This window comes from Enterobacter cloacae complex sp. ECNIH7 (genome assembly GCF_002208095.1).
GTDB classification, from domain to species: domain Bacteria; phylum Pseudomonadota; class Gammaproteobacteria; order Enterobacterales; family Enterobacteriaceae; genus Enterobacter; species Enterobacter cloacae_M.
The window spans coordinates 2,236,630-2,254,089 of sequence record NZ_CP017990.1; the positions used below are offsets into that span (position 1 = coordinate 2,236,630).

Annotated in this window: 19 protein-coding genes; 7 read left to right on the top strand and 12 right to left on the bottom strand. The window is 57.9% G+C overall.

The genetic code is table 11. The annotated features are described in order from the left end of the window. Window positions 1-25: 25 nt before the first annotated feature. Complete coding sequence (locus WM95_RS11115) at window positions 26-793, top strand: arylamine N-acetyltransferase family protein (protein ID WP_063409430.1); 768 nt, start codon at window positions 26-28, stop codon at window positions 791-793. A gap of 22 nt (window positions 794-815) precedes the next feature. Here WM95_RS11115 and WM95_RS11120 read toward each other — a convergent pair whose 3' ends face one another. The 4 genes from WM95_RS11120 to WM95_RS11135 all read right to left on the bottom strand — a co-directional run bounded on the left by WM95_RS11120 (window position 816) and on the right by WM95_RS11135 (window position 7,005). Further along, window positions 816-3,893, bottom strand: a complete 3,078-nt coding sequence (locus WM95_RS11120) for an efflux RND transporter permease subunit (RefSeq protein WP_063409429.1) — start codon at window positions 3,891-3,893, stop codon at window positions 816-818. Beyond that, window positions 3,890-5,038 (bottom strand): efflux RND transporter periplasmic adaptor subunit, encoded by a 1,149-nt coding sequence (locus WM95_RS11125; protein ID WP_063409428.1) that lies wholly within the window; start codon window positions 5,036-5,038, stop codon window positions 3,890-3,892. The genes WM95_RS11120 and WM95_RS11125 overlap by 4 nt, the downstream gene beginning before the upstream one ends. 78 nt (window positions 5,039-5,116) lie before the next feature. Then, on the bottom strand, window positions 5,117-6,313 hold the full coding sequence (locus WM95_RS11130; RefSeq protein WP_063409427.1) for a sensor histidine kinase: 1,197 nt from the start codon (window positions 6,311-6,313) through the stop codon (window positions 5,117-5,119). Continuing rightward, a complete protein-coding gene (locus WM95_RS11135) occupies window positions 6,310-7,005 on the bottom strand; it encodes a response regulator (RefSeq protein WP_029739347.1) in 696 nt (231 codons plus the stop codon). The genes WM95_RS11130 and WM95_RS11135 overlap by 4 nt, the downstream gene beginning before the upstream one ends. A gap of 124 nt (window positions 7,006-7,129) precedes the next feature. On the opposite strand from WM95_RS11135, the gene WM95_RS11140 reads away from it, so the two are divergent. Next, complete coding sequence (locus WM95_RS11140) at window positions 7,130-7,915, top strand: MipA/OmpV family protein (protein WP_088544772.1); 786 nt, start codon at window positions 7,130-7,132, stop codon at window positions 7,913-7,915. A gap of 28 nt (window positions 7,916-7,943) precedes the next feature. Here WM95_RS11140 and yajD read toward each other — a convergent pair whose 3' ends face one another. Beyond that, a complete protein-coding gene (gene yajD, locus WM95_RS11145) occupies window positions 7,944-8,291 on the bottom strand; it encodes an HNH nuclease YajD (RefSeq protein ID WP_003857471.1) in 348 nt (115 codons plus the stop codon). A gap of 178 nt (window positions 8,292-8,469) precedes the next feature. Between yajD and WM95_RS11150 the strand changes: the two genes are divergently transcribed. After that, window positions 8,470-9,495: an LLM class flavin-dependent oxidoreductase gene (locus WM95_RS11150; protein WP_023311499.1), complete on the top strand. Its 1,026-nt coding sequence runs from the start codon at window positions 8,470-8,472 to the stop codon at window positions 9,493-9,495. Between the two features lie 28 nt (window positions 9,496-9,523). After that, a complete protein-coding gene (locus WM95_RS11155; protein WP_088544773.1) occupies window positions 9,524-10,471 on the top strand; it encodes a zinc-dependent alcohol dehydrogenase family protein in 948 nt (315 codons plus the stop codon). A 3-nt stretch (window positions 10,472-10,474) separates the two neighbouring features. On the opposite strand, the gene WM95_RS11160 is transcribed toward WM95_RS11155, so the two are convergent. Beyond that, window positions 10,475-11,509 carry an AI-2E family transporter gene (locus WM95_RS11160; RefSeq protein ID WP_063409424.1) on the bottom strand — a complete coding sequence of 345 codons (1,035 nt, stop codon included), beginning with the start codon at window positions 11,507-11,509 and terminating at the stop codon, window positions 10,475-10,477. Window positions 11,510-11,642: 133 nt separating this feature from the next. Between WM95_RS11160 and WM95_RS27850 the strand changes: the two genes are divergently transcribed. From WM95_RS27850 to mdtI, 3 genes are all read left to right on the top strand, one after another. Then, window positions 11,643-11,813, top strand: a complete 171-nt coding sequence (locus WM95_RS27850; protein ID WP_085930315.1) for a protein YdgV — start codon at window positions 11,643-11,645, stop codon at window positions 11,811-11,813. 119 nt (window positions 11,814-11,932) lie between these two features. Beyond that, complete coding sequence (gene mdtJ / locus WM95_RS11170) at window positions 11,933-12,295, top strand: multidrug/spermidine efflux SMR transporter subunit MdtJ (RefSeq protein WP_063409423.1); 363 nt, start codon at window positions 11,933-11,935, stop codon at window positions 12,293-12,295. Next, window positions 12,282-12,611, top strand: coding sequence for a multidrug/spermidine efflux SMR transporter subunit MdtI (mdtI, locus tag WM95_RS11175; protein WP_024909144.1), 330 nt, complete (start codon window positions 12,282-12,284; stop codon window positions 12,609-12,611). The genes mdtJ and mdtI overlap by 14 nt, the downstream gene beginning before the upstream one ends. A gap of 38 nt (window positions 12,612-12,649) precedes the next feature. Here mdtI and WM95_RS11180 read toward each other — a convergent pair whose 3' ends face one another. From WM95_RS11180 to WM95_RS27590, 6 genes are all read right to left on the bottom strand, one after another. Continuing rightward, window positions 12,650-13,471: a trypsin-like serine peptidase gene (locus WM95_RS11180; RefSeq protein WP_045401259.1), complete on the bottom strand. Its 822-nt coding sequence runs from the start codon at window positions 13,469-13,471 to the stop codon at window positions 12,650-12,652. Between the two features lie 280 nt (window positions 13,472-13,751). Next, a complete protein-coding gene (asr, locus tag WM95_RS11190; RefSeq protein WP_032657610.1) occupies window positions 13,752-14,216 on the bottom strand; it encodes an acid resistance repetitive basic protein Asr in 465 nt (154 codons plus the stop codon). A gap of 174 nt (window positions 14,217-14,390) precedes the next feature. Continuing rightward, window positions 14,391-14,930, bottom strand: a complete 540-nt coding sequence (locus WM95_RS11195; RefSeq protein WP_081247955.1) for a thioredoxin fold domain-containing protein — start codon at window positions 14,928-14,930, stop codon at window positions 14,391-14,393. 156 nt (window positions 14,931-15,086) lie between these two features. Continuing rightward, window positions 15,087-16,574: a carboxypeptidase M32 gene (locus WM95_RS11200; RefSeq protein ID WP_063409421.1), complete on the bottom strand. Its 1,488-nt coding sequence runs from the start codon at window positions 16,572-16,574 to the stop codon at window positions 15,087-15,089. A gap of 101 nt (window positions 16,575-16,675) precedes the next feature. Then, a complete protein-coding gene (locus WM95_RS11205; protein ID WP_047742057.1) occupies window positions 16,676-17,005 on the bottom strand; it encodes a DUF1493 family protein in 330 nt (109 codons plus the stop codon). Continuing rightward, window positions 17,005-17,454 carry an STM2901 family protein gene (locus WM95_RS27590; protein WP_063409420.1) on the bottom strand — a complete coding sequence of 150 codons (450 nt, stop codon included), beginning with the start codon at window positions 17,452-17,454 and terminating at the stop codon, window positions 17,005-17,007. Before WM95_RS27590 ends, WM95_RS11205 begins: the two co-directional genes overlap by 1 nt. Window positions 17,455-17,460: the final 6 nt, after the last annotated feature.

The following is a 17,460-nucleotide window of genomic DNA, read 5'->3' on the forward strand; positions in this document are numbered from 1 at the left end:
GGCATGTTCAGGACAAGGAGGCATTATGCAAAGCGATAACTTCAACATTTCCACCTATTTCAAACGCATAAACTATACCGGACCGGCGGGTGCCGATACGGTCACCCTGCATGCACTCATGCGCCATCAGCTCTTTTCCGTTCCCTTTGAAAATCTGGACGTACAGGCGGGCAAAGTTGTCTCGCTGGCGCCAGACGATATCGCCGATAAGGTGTTAACGCAGGGGCGCGGCGGCTACTGCTATGAGGTAAACGGGCTTTTTGCCATGGCGCTGGAGGCGTTAGGGATCCCTTACCGCTTCGTGGCGGCGCGCCCGATGTTCTACCCCGCGCGGCGGCCGAAAACCCACATGGCGATCGTTGCTGAGGTAGATAGCCGACAGTGGCTTTGCGACCTCGGTTTCGGCAGCTACGGTATTCGTGCGCCGATGGCGCTGGACACGCTTGATGTTGAGATCGTACAGGATTTCGACACGTTCCAACTGACCCGCAGCGCGGAGGGTGAGTATTTGCTTGAGGCGAAGGTTGAGGGAGAGTGGGCCCGGCAGTACGGCTTTGATCTCACCCCTCAGGAATGGATTGATTTCGTTCCGGCCAACTACCTTAACTCCACGCACCCGGATGCCATCTTTGTGCAGAAGCGGGTGGTGGTGCAGCACAGCACGGAGGGACGCCAGATTTTGCTGGGCGATGTGCTGAAAACCATCACGGCGAACGGCACTGAAACGCGGAAACTGGCGGAGGAGGAAATCCGCCATGTCCTGAAAGACCGTTTTGCGCTGACCGCCGCGTAATCTGCCGGGAAACGGTGGAGCCTCAGCGCAGTCCGTCTTCTGCGGCGTTGCGCTGAGCTCCCCACTGTAACAGCAGGCTAAACGACGCGGGTAACACGGTCAGCGTCACCAGCGTCGCGACCAGCAGCCCGCCGATAATGGCATAGGCCATTGGCCCCCAGAAGACCTGATGAGAGATCGGGATCATGCCCAGAATGGCGGCGCAGGCGGTCAGACAGATGGGTCTGGCCCGGTGCTCCGCGGCCGCCATAATTGCGGCATCGTTTGCCATCCCCTGAGCAAGATTGCTGTCAACTTCGCTAATCAGTATCACCGCGTTGCGCACGATCATCCCCGCCAGGGCGATGACGCCCAGCAGCGCGACAAACCCCATCGGCGTGCCGCCGGGCAGCATAGCCAGCACGATCCCCGGCAGGCCAAACGGGGCCATCAGGAGGGCCAGCAGCATCCGGGAATATCGCCGCAGCTGAAGCATCAGCAGCAACAGCATGAGGACCAGCGTTACCGGAAGAACGGTAAAGACGGAGCTGTTCCCCTTGTCCGATTCGGCAACCGCGCCGCCCTCTTCAATGCTGTAACCTGCGGGCAGGCTCGCGCGCAGCTTGTCGACCGCCGGACGCAGCGCCGCGGATACCGCTTCAGCCTTCAGGCCCGGGGCAAGGTCCGTTTGCACCGTGATAAAGGGCACGCGCTGGCGACGCCAGATGACCGGATCGTCCACGCCCCAGGCCGGCGTCGCGACGGCGCTGAGCGGAATTTTTTTACCGTCATTCCCCTGAATCGTGAGCGAGGAGAGGGTGGAGGTGCTGTGACGTGCATCGTCCGTGGCCCGCAGCACCACGTCGACAAGGCGGTCGTTATCCCTGATGGAGGTGACAACGCTGCCGGACCAGACGGTGTTCAGCGTGCGGGCGAGGCTTTCTGACGATATTCCCGCCGCCCTGGCCGCCGTCTGATTCACCTTAAGGGTGATGACCCTTTCAGGCTCTCCGGCCGTCTGGTTAACGTCGCGTGAGAACGGGGAGCGGCCAATCGCGTCCGTGAGACGGTTCGCCAACGCCCGAACCTGCAGATAATCCGGCCCGCTCACCCGGTATTTGATGGGCCAGCCGACGGGCGGCCCCAGCTCTAGGGGCGACACGCGCGTGATGATGTTGCTAAACTGCGTCGCCAGGAGCCTGTTGAGCTGCGCATGCAGACGATCCCGCGCCGCAAGATCCTTCGCCACCACAACCATCTGGGCGATATTTTCATTTTCCAGCAGCACGTCCATCGGCAGGTAAAAACGGATGGCGCCCGACCCGACGTACGTCGAATAGCGATCGATGTTGCCGTTGCCGGCCAGCGCTTTTTCCAGCTTTTTCACCTCTCTTAGCGTTTCCGGCTGCGACGCGTTGGCCGGAAGCGTCAGGCTGACCAGCAGCTCAGGCCGGTCCGATGCGGGGAAAAACTCGCCCTGCATAAACGTCGTGCCGTACGCTGACAGCCCCAGCGCGGCAAGCGCAATCAGCACGGTAGCGAGCCGGTGGCGCAGCGCCAGGCGTAAAAGTCGTCCGTACCCGCGCGCGATCCTGCCGGGGCCTGCCGCGTGATGTCTGACTTTTTCCGGCAGCAGCCACGTGCCCGTCAGCGGCGAAAACAGGATCGCGACGGCCCAGGAGCAGAGCAGGGCAATGAGCACCACCGCAAACAGGGAAAAGCAGTATTCACCGGCGCTGGAGGCCGCAAAACCAACGGGAATAAAGCCGGCAATCATCACCAGAGTACCGGTGAGCATCGGGAAGGCCGTCGTTTTGAACGCATGGGTGGCCGCATGCCGACGGGAATCCCCCGCTTCCAGCCGGGAGACCATCGTTTCAACGGCGATCATGGCGTCATCCACCAGCAGGCCCAGGGCAATGATCAGCGCCCCGAGCGAGATGCGCTGAAGGCCGATGCCTGCGAGCATCATGCCGGCAAACGTCATGGCGAGCACCAGCGGGATGGCCGTCGCCACGACCAGTCCGGCCCGTAAGCCCAGCGAGACAAATGAAACCGCCAGCACGATAACAACGGCTTCGATAAGCACCCGGATAAATCCGCTTACCGCGTCACTGACCACCGCTGACTGATCGGCAACTTTCACCATCTCGATACCGTGCGGCAGCCCGGCGCTGAGGGCCGCCATTCTGGCATTCAGCGCAGCGCCGAAACGCAGCATGTTGCCCGTTGGCGCCATCGACACCGCCAGCCCGATAGCCGGCTTGCCGTTTACCCGGTAGGCCGGGGCCGGTGGCTCGGCGATTTCCCGGGTGACGGTGGCAATGTCGGTCAGCGGAATATAGCGATTGTTCACGTGCAGCGTGACGGCGCGTAAGCTCTCTTCGGTCATGAGCGCCCCGCTGACCTTGATCGCCATGTTCTCTTTTTCGGTACGCATCGTTCCTGCCGGGACAACCGCATTTTGCGCCCGGAGGGCGTCGGCAACCTCCTGAATATCAAGCCCCATCCCTGCCAGGCGCGCGGGAGAAAAGGCGAGAACCCACTGCTCCTGCTGTTCGCCCAGCAGGGTGGTTTTGCCTATATCCGGCAGGGACATCAGCTCGCGACGAATTGTCTCTGCGCGATCCCGCACCTCCCGCAGGGTGAAGCCCTCGGGAATAAAGGCATAAATTGTGCCGAACGTGTCGTCAAACTCGTCGTCCACGGCAGGGCCCTGCACCCCTTCAGGCAGGGACGGCGCGATGTCCTGCATTTTTTTGCGAACCTGATACCAGATATCCGGCACGCGTTGCGGGGGCGTATCGTCACGGAGGTTGACGTGGATAACGGTGCGTCCGGCCCGGGTTTCACTTTCGAGATAGTCCAGCCAGGGCGTTTCCTGCAGCTTTTTTTCAAGCGTATCGGTCAGCAGGCGGGTGGTATCCGCCACGGAGGCTCCCGGCCACTGCGCGGAGACGACGGCCGTTTTAATGGTAAAAGCCGGATCTTCGTTACGCGGCAGCTTCTCATAGCAAAACACGCCCATCGCAATTACCAGCAGCATGAAAAAGCTGACCATCTGCTGGTTCTTCAGCGCCCAGGCGGAGAGGTTAAATTTGGCTTCCGGTCCTGTGTTCATGGCTGAACCTCTCCGGCAACCACCGGCTCGCCGGACCGCAATGTGCTCACGCCCGCCGTAATCACCCTGTCGCCCGGCTCAAGGCCGGAGGCAATCATGACGGAGGTGGCCGTATAGCTCGCGGGCACCACAGCGCGCAGCTGCGCCCGCGACTGCGGGGTAATCACAAAAACGGCCGGTTTGTCGCCGATGCGGGTCAGCGCCGAGGCGGGAAGGGTGTAGCCGCGCGGGGCAGACGATGGCAACGTGACGGTAACGCTGGCGCCCAGCGCCATGGCCGCCGGCGGGTTTTGCAGGGTGGCCCTGACGCGCCAGGTGCGGGTCTGAGGATCGGCCTGCGGGGTGATATCCCGCAGCGCGGCAGACGCCTGTACCGACGGGTCGCTGAGGAGGGAAACCCGCAATTCTGTCTTATCCAGAGGCGGAATCGCATCCGGAGTGGCAATATCAAACGCCACGTCGCGGGCTTCACCCGTTGCCAGCGTCAGCACGGACTGACCATCGCTGACAACCTGCCCCGCAGAGGCGTTCACGGCCGTGATGACGCCCGCCTGCGGCGCGATCAGGCGCGTCCAGCCGAGGCTTTCGCGGGCATTTCGCCACGCGGCCTCGCTGCTTTTTAAGCGCGCGCGGGCGACAAGCCAGTCGGCACGGGCGCTGTCGAGCTGCGTGCGGGCGATAGCACCCGTTGGCATGAGCTTTTGCATTCGACTAACATTAAGCGCGGCGACCTGCGCCGAGGCTTTGGCACCTTCATAGTCGGCCTCAGCGCCGTCGAGCTGGTTTTTCCCGGTTGTATTGTCAAGCGTGGCCAGCAGCTGTCCGGCAGTGACCCGATCGCCAATATCAACGCTGCGCGTCAGTATTCGGCCCCCGGTCCGAAAGCTCAGGGTCGTTTCATCGTGGGCATGGATCTCACCGGTTCTTTCCAGCGCGGGAAGGGTCTGGGCGGCCCCGACGACGACGTAGCGTACCGCTCGCGCAGGGTCGGGCTTATTTTCGTGTTTATCACCGCAGCCGGTCAGCGGAAAAATCGCCAGCGCAAGCAGGGCCAGGGGAAGAAAATGCAGCCAGGAAAGGGTGCGCGCCACGCCGTACAAATGATGCAGGCAGTGGCGGAGGGAGAGAAAAAATTCGTCTGACATAACGCCGCTCCATAAAGGGAATGGCGTTATTAAATGCGCGCTACGTCGAGAAAGATTCGACGTTCTGTCAAGGCTTTATCAAGAGTGGATATTTTCATTACCGGACGGGTGCCAGGGCAACAAAATGCGCACGGCGAGGCCGCCGGTTTCCGGCAATGACGCGCTAATCTCACCCCCATGCGCCTCGCAAATCGCCCGGGCGATGGACAAACCGAGGCCGCTGCCGCCGGAATGCCGCGCGCGGGACTGCTCCTCGCGGCTAAAGCGTTTAAACATTTCCGGTAAGAACTGGGGCGACACGCCCGGCCCGTCATCGGTAAATTCGAGGATGTAATGCCCGCTGGCGTAGTGCAGCGCCACCTCAAGGTGGCCGCCCTCGCGTCCGTAACGTAGCGCATTTTCCATGAGGATGGTAACGACCTGTCCAAGACGGAACGCATCGCCTCTGAAGGGGCTGGTGCGCGGGTTGCGAAGCGTTATCCGAAAATGATGCGCGTCAGCCTCGGGCATGATCCAGGCAGCCCGCTCCTGAATCAGCTCATCGAGGCAAAACGGCTGGTCCTCCAGCACGAGGTTACCCGCGTCGGCGAGCGACAGAAGGTGAAGCTCATCGGTGAGGCGGTTGAGGTGCTGGAGCTGTTTCATCACCATGCCGAGCTGCGCCGGGCTGGCATCAAACACGCCGTCTAACATGCCCTGCAGACGCCCGATGGCGGCCGTCAGGGGCGAGCGCAGCTCGTGCGCCATCGCGACGTGCGAGGCGCGGAGCTCTTTTTCATAGCGGGCGAGCTGTCCCGTCATGGAGTTAAAGTCGGTCGCAAAGCTGACCATTTCCGCCGGCGCATCCTCGATCAGTTCCGCCTGACGGCCAAACTGCCCGTCGGCGACATCCTTTGCCGCATCGCGAAGGCGGCTGAACTGCAGCGCCAGCGGCCGGGCGTGTTTGAGCCCCATCACCACGATAAACGGGATCATCACCAGCACCAGCAGGGCCACCGTGGCCCAGTCGGCTGAGGCGATAGACGGCGTGGAATAGCTCAGGCCCCACCAGGTGTCCACAATCGAGTGGAAGCGGGCCGGATTGGCCTGCGGGTTCTGGCTGAGCGTCAGAAACTCCTGGCGGACCGCCGCTGGCATTTTGCCCATTATCCAGTAGTTCTGAACCGCATAGCGCAGCCACATGCAGGTGGCAATGACGATCACGCTGCCGATAGCCAGCGCCAGGATGCGCGCGCAAATCCAGCGCCACAGAGAGGAGTGCTGATTTTTAATCATGGCTGTCTGAACCTGTAACCCACGCCGCGAACGTTGATCAGCACGCCGGAGATCCCCGCCGCTTCCAGTTTTTTACGCAGGTTATAAATATGGGTGTCCACCACGCGCTCCAGCGCCTCGCTTTCCGGCAAACAGTGCTCCAGTAAATACTGGCGGGAGAACGGGTGCGCCGGAGAACGCAGCAGCGTTGCCAGAAGCGAGAATTCCGTTGGCGTAAGATCGAGCATCACGGGCGCGTCGCCGCCGTTATCCACGCTCGCCACAATGGCGGCCACGTCCACCTCCAGCGTTTGCCAGCGAAGGATCGCCTCGTCCGTCTCTTTTTTACTGCTGCGCCGCAGCACCGCCTGCACCCGAGCCACCACTTCGCCCGGATGATAAGGCTTCACAACGTAATCATCGGCACCGTATCGCAGGGCGCCAATGCGGTCAGGGGTATCCCCCATGGCCGTGACCATGATCACCGGCACATCGCTTTTACGACGCAGGCCAGCCAGCACCTCGGTGCCGTTAAGCCCCGGCAGCATCACGTCCAGCAGAATGAGGTCGGGCTTCCACCGCTGCGCCATATCCAGCCCGGAATGACCGTCTCCGGTAATGGTCACGTCGTAATTTTCCCGCCGTAAATAGGCCTCGAGCACGCCAGCCGCATCGGCGTCATCTTCAATAATCAGCACTCTTCTGGACAACATCCGTTCACCTTGACCATTTCTTAACACTATCCCGACGATTCATTGATTCAGCCAAATCATACTGCGCCAACGTTGTGTGGCCGCCCCCGTATCAGGAGGCGCCAGCGTCCGTATGGAGAGCAGTATGATAGCGATAAAAAAAGTCCTGTATATGTCCGTCCCGCTTCTGTTGGCCGTGGCTTCCGGCGCGCAGGCGGATGATGGCACCGCGTCCGATTCCTTAACCGTCGGGCTTGGGGGGCAGTATGCCCCGCGTTACTCAGGCTCAGACAAGCAGGTGTGGCAGGTGGTTCCGGTGCTGCAGGGACGCAAAGGCGCTTTCTTTATTGATGCGCAAAAAGGGGTGGGATATGACCTGCAAAACGACAGCGGCTGGTATTTCGAACACACGCTGGGCTACGACTTCGGAAGGGCTGAGAAAAATTCAGGCTGGCGTGAGGGCGCAAACAATCTGAAAGGGATGGGGGACATTGATGCCACCCTGAATACCGGCCTTGCCGTCGGCTGGCAGGCCGCGCCATGGCTGAGTATGGAAGGCAAAGCGACGCTGCCGTTAACGGACAGCCAGGGGGCAAGCTATCAGGCCTCCGTGACGCTGATCCCCTTACAAAATAATCAGGATACGGTTGCCTTTCAGTCAGCGGCCCTGTTTGGCGACAGCCGTTATCTGAATACCTGGTATGGGGTCAGCGAGCGGCAGAGCCGCCGCACCGGATATCGCCGCTATGCTGCGCCGGGTGGATTCTATGGTGTCGACACCAGCCTGACCTGGAGCCATCAGTTCGATGCCCACTGGGGGACGGTGCTGAGTGCGGACTATACCTGGCTGGGCGATCGTGCGAATAACAGCCCGATCGTGATGCGGCGCAATGAGGGGGCTGCAACCGCCGCTATCACCTGGACATTTTAAATTCGAGGAGCACGAGGGGGCGAGAGGATTATTTCTTCTTATCCATCATCGCTTTTAAATCGGCAAACGGGTTAAACGTGGCGACGCCCACGTCTTTTTGCGCGTCTTCCCCGGCCACCACGGTGGTGCCGTACTGATCCGCTTCGGTGTATTTCGAATGTTCGTGATCGTGGCAAAACAGGCACAACAGCTCCCAGTTGCTGCCATCTTCCGGGTTGTTGGTATGGTCGTGATCGATATGGTGAACCGTGAGTTCACGCAGATTTGAATAGACAAACTCGCGCGAGCAGCGTCCGCAGACCCAGGGATAGATTTTTAATGCTTTTTCGCGATAGCCGCTTTCCAGCCGCGCGTAGTTTTTGGGGATCAAAGCCATTGCCGGTTTTACCTGCCATGAAAAGAGTGGGGAAGATTATATCCCATTATGGGGCGGAATGAAGAACCACGCTATTCTGTCAATTTATTTGATGCTTTCCGTTAAATAAACGGCATTTATTCTTATCGGGTAATGCGTAAAGTGGACAGAACGCAACGTATTATCAGGAAAAATGGTTATGAAAAAGATCGGGTTTTTATCCTTTGGTCACTGGACGCCTTCTCCCCAGTCCGGCACGCGATCGGCGGCAGACACGCTGCTGCAGTCCATCGATTTAGCCGTGGCGGCTGAAGAGCTGGGGGCAGACGGCGCGTATTTCCGCGTGCACCACTTTGCCCGACAGCTTAGCTCGCCGTTCCCTCTGCTGGCGGCAATAGGCGCAAAAACGAAAACCATCGAAATCGGTACTGGCGTGATTGATATGCGCTATGAAAATCCGATGTACATGGCTGAAGATGCGGGCGCGGCGGATCTGATTTCCGGCGGTCGTTTGCAGCTTGGCATCAGCCGCGGCTCGCCGGAGCAGGTCATTGATGGCTGGCGCCATTTCGGCTATGTCCCGCAGGAAGGGGAAGACGAATCGGATATGGCGCGCCGTCATACCGAGGTGCTGCTTGAGGTGCTGCGCGGTGAAGGGTTTGCAAAACCTAACCCACAGCCTATGTTCCCGAATCCGCCGGGGCTGCTGCGCCTGGAGCCGTATTCTGAAGGGCTGCGCGAGCGTATCTGGTGGGGCGCCGGTTCCAATGCGACGGCCGTATGGGCCGCAAAGCTGGGAATGAACCTGCAAAGTTCAACCCTGAAGGACGATGAAACCGGCGAGCCGTTCCATATTCAGCAGGCAAAACAGATCCGCGCGTACCGTCAGGCCTGGAAAGAGGCAGGGCATTCTCGACAGCCGCGGGTGTCGGTCAGCCGCAGCATTTTTGCGCTGATGGACGACCGCGACCGGATGTATTTCGGTGCCAGCCGCAACGACAGCGATAGCGTGGGCTATCTTGATGAGAAAACGCGCGCGATCTTTGGGCGAAGCTATGCGGCGGAGCCGGACAAGCTGATTGAACAGCTGAAAAAGGACGACGCGATTGCCGAAGCCGATACGTTATTGCTGACCGTGCCGAACCAGCTCGGTGTGGATTACAATGCGCACGTGATTGAGTCTATTCTCAAACACGTCGCACCGGCAATGGGCTGGCGCGAGTAGTCGTTCCGCTATCAGCCGTGAGATCGTAATGGAAAATCTGGCCCTCTGGTATCGCCGTTTTGGCGAGCCAGAAATCGTTCTGCAATCTGAAACCGCGCCGCTGGGGGCGCTTGCGCCGGGTCATCTGCGCGTGCGAATGCTGTTTTCTCCCGTGAACGCGTCCGATCTTATTCCCATTACCGGCGCCTACCGCCACAGAACCCCGTTACCGGCGGTAGCGGGGTATGAAGGTGTCGGCATTGTCACCGACGCGCCCGCGTCCTTTGCGCATCTGCTGGGTGAACGCGTCCTGCCGCTGCGCGGTCAAGGCACCTGGCAGCGCTATGTTGATTGCCCGGCAGAGTATGCTATCACCGTTCCGGACGCTGTTGACGCACATCTGGCCGCACGGGCCTATATCAACCCGCTGGCGGCGCAGATGATGCTTACCCGCTATCCGCCTGAAGGAAAGCGGGTGCTGCTGACGGCTGCCGGGTCGGATTGCGCCATTCTGCTGGGGCAGTGGGCACGTCAGGCAGGAGCGGAAGCCGTGTACGGGATCCACCGTTCCCCCGTTCACGCTGAACGGCTGGAGGCGATGGGTATCATTCCCGTCGCGCAGCATGACGCGCAGCGGATTGGCACCGTCGCCGCGCGTGCTGACGTCGTCTACGATGCCACCGGCGGGCCGCTGGCGGAAGCGATCCTCAGCGCGATGCCCGAGCAGGGCATGTTTGTCTGCTACGGGCTGCTCTCCGGGCAAACGTTCAGACAGCAACGGCCCGCGCCGCGCGTGGCGTGGTTCCATATCCGAAACGGTCTGGATGCGCTCAGCGCTGAGGCGTGGCGCGCGGAGTTTGACCGCATCTGGCTTAATTTGCCCGCCAGCGGGTACAGCGACGTCACGGTGTATCCGCTGGCGGAATGGCGGAGGGCGATCGGTACGTATCGCGAAGGGGGAAGGACCCGCAAGCCCCTCCTGTCGATGGCGGACTGACCGCTATTTATGGCTCATATCGCTCAGCAGCACGGCGATGGTTTGCCCGCCCGCCGTCTGTTCCAGGCCAATCTTGACGATAATGGTCAGCGGGACGGAGAGCAGCATTCCAACGGGCCCGAGCAGCCAGCCCCAGAAAATCAGGGACAAAAAGACCACCAGCGTGGAGAGTCCCAGCCCTCGCCCCATCATGCGTGGCTCAAGAATGTTACCGAACACCAGGTTGATGACCAGATAGCCGGCCAGCAGGATCAGCGCGTCATAAAGCCCGCTGAAAACCAGCACCTGAAGGATAGGGGGGATCGCCGCCAGCACGGAGCCGATGTTGGGAATGTAGTTAAGCGCAAACGCCAGTAGCCCCCAGACAAAGGCAAAGCGAACGTCCAGCGCCAGAAGCATCGCCCAGACGACACCGCCCGTGACCAGGCTAATCGCCGTTTTCAGCACCAGATAGCGGGAGACGCTGTCCAGCGCGCGTTGAATCGCCCCCATGCCTTCAACCGGACGGACCATCATCTGCTGCAGCTTTGCCGGCAGCTGCGGCACCTCCAGCAGCATGAACACCACCGTTAAAAACAGCAGGAAAATGGAGGTCATGGCATTGGAAAGCTGCGCCAGCAGGCTGGTGACGATCGTCATGGCCGCGTTGGGGTCGATATATTTCAGGAGCTCCTCAACCGAGATTTCGATACCCGCGCGCTGCAGCCAGGGTTCCAGCTGGAGCAGCGGTATCGCCAGCGAAGAACGGTACTTCGGCAGCGTTCGCGCCAGCTCATTGAGCGAGGTCCCCAGATACGCCACCAGCAAGACCATCGCCACAATGATGATGCTGATAAGCAGCGTGATTGCCAGCACGCGCGGGATGCGCAGGCGCGTCATGCGCTGCACCAGCGGGTTAAGGATCACCGCGATAAACAGGGCCAGAATAAAGGGCACAATAATGTCGGCGGCAAAACGAACGCCCGTCAGTATGATCACCAGCATGCCCAGCATGATGACAATTTTTAACCCGTTCAGGGTAATAATGGGTTTAGCCATGGTGACTCCGAATTTTTCTTTATATTTATAATAAAGGTGAAAGGCGTTGCAATAAACTAACCAAAATCAAACGGTATGGGTAAAGAATTGCAAAGACTTTGAGTAAAATCCTGGCTTATGGTACAAATCTGGTGTGTTTAACTACCGAGGACAATTTTCATCCGCAAAGACGAGAAGCAACAACGCGGATAATTGTAATTTTATGGACAATATGTTCAGGACGTACTCTTCAAACAATACCGCTGTCTACTCCACCTCCTTCTGCCTGCTTTCTGGTGAGCAACACTGGCGCACCGCACTATAGTCATTTCTTCTGCCTGAGCTGGCGCTAAGCGCTTAGCTATCTGATTTCAATTCGTTTTTTTTTGGGTTTGCTGCACGCAGCGGGCCACGATGGATTATATTCTCAAGCAGGAGAAAAACATGTTTTACTGGATCCTATTAGCGCTGGCTATCGTCGCTGAAATTACCGGCACGCTGTCTATGAAATGGGCAAGCGTCAGCGATGGCAACACCGGTTTTATTTTGATGCTGGTGATGATTTCGCTTTCTTATATTTTCCTCTCGTTTGCGGTGAAAAAAATTGCGCTGGGCGTCGCGTATGCACTGTGGGAAGGGATCGGTATTTTGTTGATTACGCTGTTCAGCGTGCTGATATTTGACGAAACATTAACAATAATGAAGGTCGCCGGATTAACGACGCTGGTCGCGGGTATTGTGCTGATTAAATCGGGTACCCGTAAGCCTGGCAAACAGCAGAAGGAGCAGAACCATGCAACAGTTTGAGTGGGTTCATGCGGCCTGGCTGGGGCTTGCCATCGTGCTGGAGATCCTGGCGAACGTTCTGCTGAAATTCTCGGATGGTTTTCGCCGTAAACTGTACGGCCTGATGTCGATTGCCGCGGTTCTGGGGGCGTTCAGCGCCCTGTCCCAGGCGGTAAAAGGGATCGACCTGTCGGTGGCCTATGCGCTGTGGGGCGGTTTTGGTATCGCCGCCACGCTGGCCGCAGGCTGGGTGCTCTTCGGCCAGCGCTTAAACAACAAGGGCTGGATGGGGCTCATCTTGCTGCTTGCCGGCATGATCATGATAAAACTCGCCTGATAACGTTGCGATCCTTAGTTTCAGGCCTCCGCGCTGGCTTACTGTGTAGCCAGCGCCTCCAGCTGGTCGCGGAAACCGGTAACGGACAAGGCGCGGTTGTCGGCGCGCCACCGGTCTTTTGCCGCCGGGGCAGAGCTCTGGACACCAATCAACTGCCAGCCCTTGTCGGTTTTCAGCATCAGCGGTGAACCACTGTCACCCGGCAACGTATCGCACTGATGCGAGAGTACGCTGGTTTGCGCCCAGCCCGTCACAATACAGTCGGTGTGCGTATAAAGCGTATCCAGATGATCGACAGGATAGCCTGACTGCGTCACCTTTCGGTCGGCGGCTTTCAGCGCGGCGGTGAGGGCGGCCTTGTCGCCGTCAAATAACGGCAGCGGCGTAATGCCCGAAGGCGGGTAGCGTAAAACGATCAGGCCATAATCCCACGAGGCGGCCGCCGGTGGCACTATCCAGCCGTCGCCATCCGGCTTCAGGCGTTTGCCGAGAGACGGATCAACCCTTCCCTCAATGCCGTGGATTTCATAGCGCCAGGTCCCTTTTTGCGACACAAACCGCAAGGCAACGGCTTTATCCGGCTTGCCGTTTGGCGGCGTTAACAGGCAGTGTCCTGCCGTCAGGGCAAGCTGCGGGGTGATCAGCGTCGCAGTACATAAGTTACCGCTGGCGGTTTCCAGCTGGCCTATAGCATCCCAGGGGGCCTGGGTGGGATCGGCGACGCGCGTACGATCGTCATGACCGAAAAAAAGCGTCTTTAGCTCTTTCGCGCTAATGGTGTCATCACCGCCATCATCCGCATGTGAGAATCCAGAAAAAAGACCAAACGTTCCCAGTAACAACACAACAGATTTACGCATATCACACTCTGGTGGGGGTAATTATGATTATTAAAAGTGAACCCTATGAAAATACTATAGACGGGACAGCGCTAAAGTGGGAGTAAAATCAGCGTGCTACAATCAGGAAAGATAAAAATGGCTGGCGATGAGCGCGCATAAAATAAGCAGGATCAGAATCAGCTCAAACCGATAGCGTCGCAGCATACGCCCTCCGGAAATAAAAAAACGGCGCGGAACCTGTTCCGGTTCAGCGCCGGTTTACCAACGTGCCCCGAAGGGCACGGTTAAGCTTGTACTCTTACGCAGCTGGCTGTGCAGCTGGTTTAGCAGCTTCGTGTTTTACTGCTTTTTTGTGATGCTTTTTAGCAGCCTGAGCTTTCTGTTCTACAGCTGGTTTGGTCGCTTTTTTGTGGTGCTTTTTAGCAGCCTGAGCTTTCTGTTCTACAGCCGGTTTGGTTGCTTTTTTGTGGTGCTTTTTAGCAGCCTGCGCTTTCTGCTCTACAGCCGGTTTAGCGGCTTTTTTGTGGTGCTTTTTGGCAGCCTGAGCTTTCTGCTCGGTTGGTGCTGCGGTTGCTGGTGCAGCGGCTTCTTTTTTCGCTGCAGCTTTGTGATGTTTCTTATGATGAACCGCTTTTGCTGGCGCAGCGGTGGTGGTTGCAGCAGGCGCGGCAGCCGGTGCTGCAGTTGCGGTAGTGTCAGCAGCAAATGCAGCAGAAGACAGACCCATAGCAGCGGCAACAACCAGAGCTAATACTTTATTCATTCTCATACCCTCGAATTTGGTTTTTCATTTAACCCCACTGCGGGGCCGTTGAAATAACTATATCCCTGTAAATTCGAGGTTTCCGTGAGTGATTGGTATCGGCGTGTAACGGAATGTACAGAGGGGAGGAAAGTGTACGAACAGGCCAAACGCCGCTGCTCGTACGGGCCTCTGTTATTTGTTCAGTGTGGCCAGAATAGCCGCCGGAGACTGACTGCCTATAATCGTCCGTGATTCAGGCTCGATCACCACCATTACCGGGGTGATGCTAATGCCCAAACGTTCTGCCAGGGCAGATTGCCGCGCGATCAGATCGGAGCAGGCTGTGGTGGTGTCGTTATCCGGTAAAAATCCCGCCATCGCTTGTTGCAGGCTTTTGACCTTATCGGTTGAACACCAGACGCGCCCCATATCTTCAATTACCGAGTCGCGAATGGCGTTGGGCGCAACGGTCAGAAACGACATCGTCAAACCGGCATCCGTATATTGCTTAACGTTTTTCACTACGTTGCTGCAGTAAATGCACTGGTTATCAATAAACACCAGCAGCTTATATTTTTCAGCAGGAGCCTGAAACGTGATGGGCTGGAGGTCTGCAAGAGAGCGGGTAATATCGTTAAACGCGTCTTGCGGGGTATTATCCGTGGCTGCGAAAGTACTTAAACTGGTCGCACACAGAATGGCTAACATCGTTTTGATTATGCCTTTCATCATTCATCCCTTTATTTTTTTAATCCTAACCTGATGGCAGTCTAATTGTGTCGGAAGGACACGCATTCATACACCCGACGCAATCATGACAACATGTGCTAAATCATATTCTTATTGAAAAGGGTGAGAAGAGTGCCGGAGCAGGCTCCGGCAGAGGGATTAAAGATAACGGGAGGTCAGATGTTCGCGGAAGTAACGGATATTCAGATCTTCACCCGTCGCCTGGGTGATTAATTGCGACGTGCTGAAGCGGCTGCCGTGCTGCCAGATGTTCTGACGCAGCCATTCAAAGAGTGCGGAAAAATCGCCTTCGGTGATGGAGGACTGCAGACCCGGCAGTGCGGTTCTGGCGGCATGGAACAGCTGCGCGGCGTACATAGCGCCAAGCGTGTATGACGGGAAGTAACCAAAACCGCCGTCGGTCCAGTGGATATCCTGCATACAGCCGTTGCGGTAGTTGTCTTTGGTGGATAATCCGAGCCAGGCCTGCATTTTCTCATCCCACAGGGCGGGAATATCGTCCACCTCTATCTCGCCGTTGATCAGCGCGCGCTCAATCTCATAGCGCAGCACCACGTGTGCCGGGTAGCTCACTTCGTCCGCATCGACGCGGATATAGCCGGGTTTCACGCGCTGGTTCCAGGCAATAAAGTTCTCTTCGCTAAACGCCGCCTGGCTGCCAAAGCGGGCGTGTACCGCAGGGAGGAGATGCCTGAGGAAGGCTTCACTGCGCCCCAGCTGCATTTCAAAGAACAGGCTCTGTGACTCATGGATCGCGGTTGAGCGCGCCAGGGCAATCGGCTGTCCTGCCCACGCGCGCGGCAGGTTTTGTTCGTAGCGGGCGTGTCCGGTTTCGTGGATCACGCCAAACAGCGCGCTGAGCAGCTCATCTTCGTCATAGCGCGTGGTGATGCGCACGTCTTCCGGGACGCCGCCGCAGAACGGGTGCGCGCTCACGTCCAGGCGACCGCCGTTAAAATCGAAGCCAAGCATCTTCATGGCTTCCAGGCCCAGCTCACGCTGTGTGGCCGTCGGGAAGGGGCCCTGCGGGGGAATAAACGACCGTTGAGCCTGTTTTTCCACCACGTTTGCCAGCAGGTCCGGTAGCCAGGACTTCATATCGCCGAACAGAACGTCCAGACGCGCGCTGGTCATGTCGGGCTCAAAAATATCCAGCAGCGCGTCGTACGGCGTACAGCCTTTGGCTTCAGACCGCAGGCGAGCCTCTTCGCGGCTGAGTTTTACCACCTCTTTCAGGTTGGCGGAAAAACCCTGCCAGTCGTTGGCGGGACGCTGAGTACGCCAGGCGTGTTCACACTTGCTGCCCGCCAGGGATTTGGCTTCCACCAGCGATTCCGGCAGCAGAGTGGCCTGCTGGTAGTGGCGCGTCATTTCGCGCAGGTTGGCCTGTTCGACATCATTCAGATCTTCACCTGCCGCCGCCGCTAACAGGTCGCCGACTTTTTTATCGGTCAGGATCTGGTGTTGCAGGACGCTCATCTCCGCCAGCGCCTCGCCGCGCGCGGCGCTGCCGCCCGGCGGCATCATGGTGAACATGTCCCAGCTGGCGATGGAGGAGAGGTGAGAGAAGCGGGAGAGACGCTGGAAGGTGCGGGTGAGTGCCTGATAAGCCGATGATTTTTCCATTCTTGTTCTTCCTTATCGTTTTGGGAGTATTGAGGGAGTGTATCGTGAATTATGGAGGATTAGTGCACTTTTGATGCAAGGGGCGCGAAGCCCCTTATTAGTCAGTCGTAGAGCCACTTTCCTGCTTTTGCCGACTCTGCAAACATTCTTACGGTCAACGGTATGCGGGTTGATTCAATTTCTTCCCGCTTCAATCTGAACCAGCGCTTTAACAAGGGCGTATTCTGCCAGGGAAAATAGCGAGACCAATCCACACCAGACAAATCGACGTTGAACTCTTTCTCGTATCGGGTTAATGCATCGTGTAGGTCATCGCCCGGTGAATCGAATAAATCAGAATCCAGTTCCAGAGGAACTTCTTTCCAGTCGTTATCCAGATAACCAGGAATTTCATCCCGAAACATAAATAACACGTCGTCTACGATGCTCATTAGAAAGATGTCCACGCTATGCGGTCTTTTGGTCGTGCAATCAAATTGTATTTCTCTCGTGTACGCGTTGAAACTCGATGAAGAGTCAGTGCAAGTGAGGCCCACCCAAGCCAGGGGATATAGCGACCAATTACCGCTGCGAGTTTGTTAGTTGGCTGCATCCTGACTCCCACGGGAGTGGGAATTTTAATCCCGAAAGGAAGACGAGCGTCCCGTAAAATTATTCGCGCGTACTTTGAAACAACGCTTGTCCCCAGGGTAGCGCCTTCAGGTTTTACCCGAGTACGTAGCCACGGTTGTCCGCCCAATATAGCCGCGCCTGAAACGGCATCTATCCCCAACTCCATACAGAACTCCTCAAGAAAAATGATCTCAAGTAACTCGCCCTGAGTGACGTTTGAATGATCTCTGTAGAAGTAGGTTCCGTTAATCTCTTCCGTTGTATCCATACCAGT

What these genes read in the sequence shown, in the direction of transcription:
- WM95_RS27590 (WP_063409420.1), bottom strand. Translation starts at nt 17,454, where the DNA reads ATGGATACAACGGAAGAGATTAACGGAACCTACTTCTACAGAGATCAT.
- WM95_RS11150 (WP_023311499.1), top strand. Translation starts at nt 8,470, where the DNA reads ATGAAAAAGATCGGGTTTTTATCCTTTGGTCACTGGACGCCTTCTCCC.
- WM95_RS11205 (WP_047742057.1), bottom strand. Translation starts at nt 17,005, where the DNA reads ATGAGCATCGTAGACGACGTGTTATTTATGTTTCGGGATGAAATTCCT.
- WM95_RS11200 (WP_063409421.1), bottom strand. Translation starts at nt 16,574, where the DNA reads ATGGAAAAATCATCGGCTTATCAGGCACTCACCCGCACCTTCCAGCGT.
- WM95_RS11135 (WP_029739347.1), bottom strand. Translation starts at nt 7,005, where the DNA reads ATGTTGTCCAGAAGAGTGCTGATTATTGAAGATGACGCCGATGCGGCT.
- WM95_RS11195 (WP_081247955.1), bottom strand. Translation starts at nt 14,930, where the DNA reads ATGATGAAAGGCATAATCAAAACGATGTTAGCCATTCTGTGTGCGACC.
- WM95_RS11180 (WP_045401259.1), bottom strand. Translation starts at nt 13,471, where the DNA reads ATGCGTAAATCTGTTGTGTTGTTACTGGGAACGTTTGGTCTTTTTTCT.
- mdtJ (WP_063409423.1), top strand. Translation starts at nt 11,933, where the DNA reads ATGTTTTACTGGATCCTATTAGCGCTGGCTATCGTCGCTGAAATTACC.
- WM95_RS11140 (WP_088544772.1), top strand. Translation starts at nt 7,130, where the DNA reads ATGATAGCGATAAAAAAAGTCCTGTATATGTCCGTCCCGCTTCTGTTG.
- WM95_RS11120 (WP_063409429.1), bottom strand. Translation starts at nt 3,893, where the DNA reads ATGAACACAGGACCGGAAGCCAAATTTAACCTCTCCGCCTGGGCGCTG.
- WM95_RS11115 (WP_063409430.1), top strand. Translation starts at nt 26, where the DNA reads ATGCAAAGCGATAACTTCAACATTTCCACCTATTTCAAACGCATAAAC.
- mdtI (WP_024909144.1), top strand. Translation starts at nt 12,282, where the DNA reads ATGCAACAGTTTGAGTGGGTTCATGCGGCCTGGCTGGGGCTTGCCATC.
- WM95_RS11125 (WP_063409428.1), bottom strand. Translation starts at nt 5,038, where the DNA reads ATGTCAGACGAATTTTTTCTCTCCCTCCGCCACTGCCTGCATCATTTG.
- WM95_RS11130 (WP_063409427.1), bottom strand. Translation starts at nt 6,313, where the DNA reads ATGATTAAAAATCAGCACTCCTCTCTGTGGCGCTGGATTTGCGCGCGC.
- yajD (WP_003857471.1), bottom strand. Translation starts at nt 8,291, where the DNA reads ATGGCTTTGATCCCCAAAAACTACGCGCGGCTGGAAAGCGGCTATCGC.
- asr (WP_032657610.1), bottom strand. Translation starts at nt 14,216, where the DNA reads ATGAATAAAGTATTAGCTCTGGTTGTTGCCGCTGCTATGGGTCTGTCT.
- WM95_RS11155 (WP_088544773.1), top strand. Translation starts at nt 9,524, where the DNA reads ATGGAAAATCTGGCCCTCTGGTATCGCCGTTTTGGCGAGCCAGAAATC.
- WM95_RS11160 (WP_063409424.1), bottom strand. Translation starts at nt 11,509, where the DNA reads ATGGCTAAACCCATTATTACCCTGAACGGGTTAAAAATTGTCATCATG.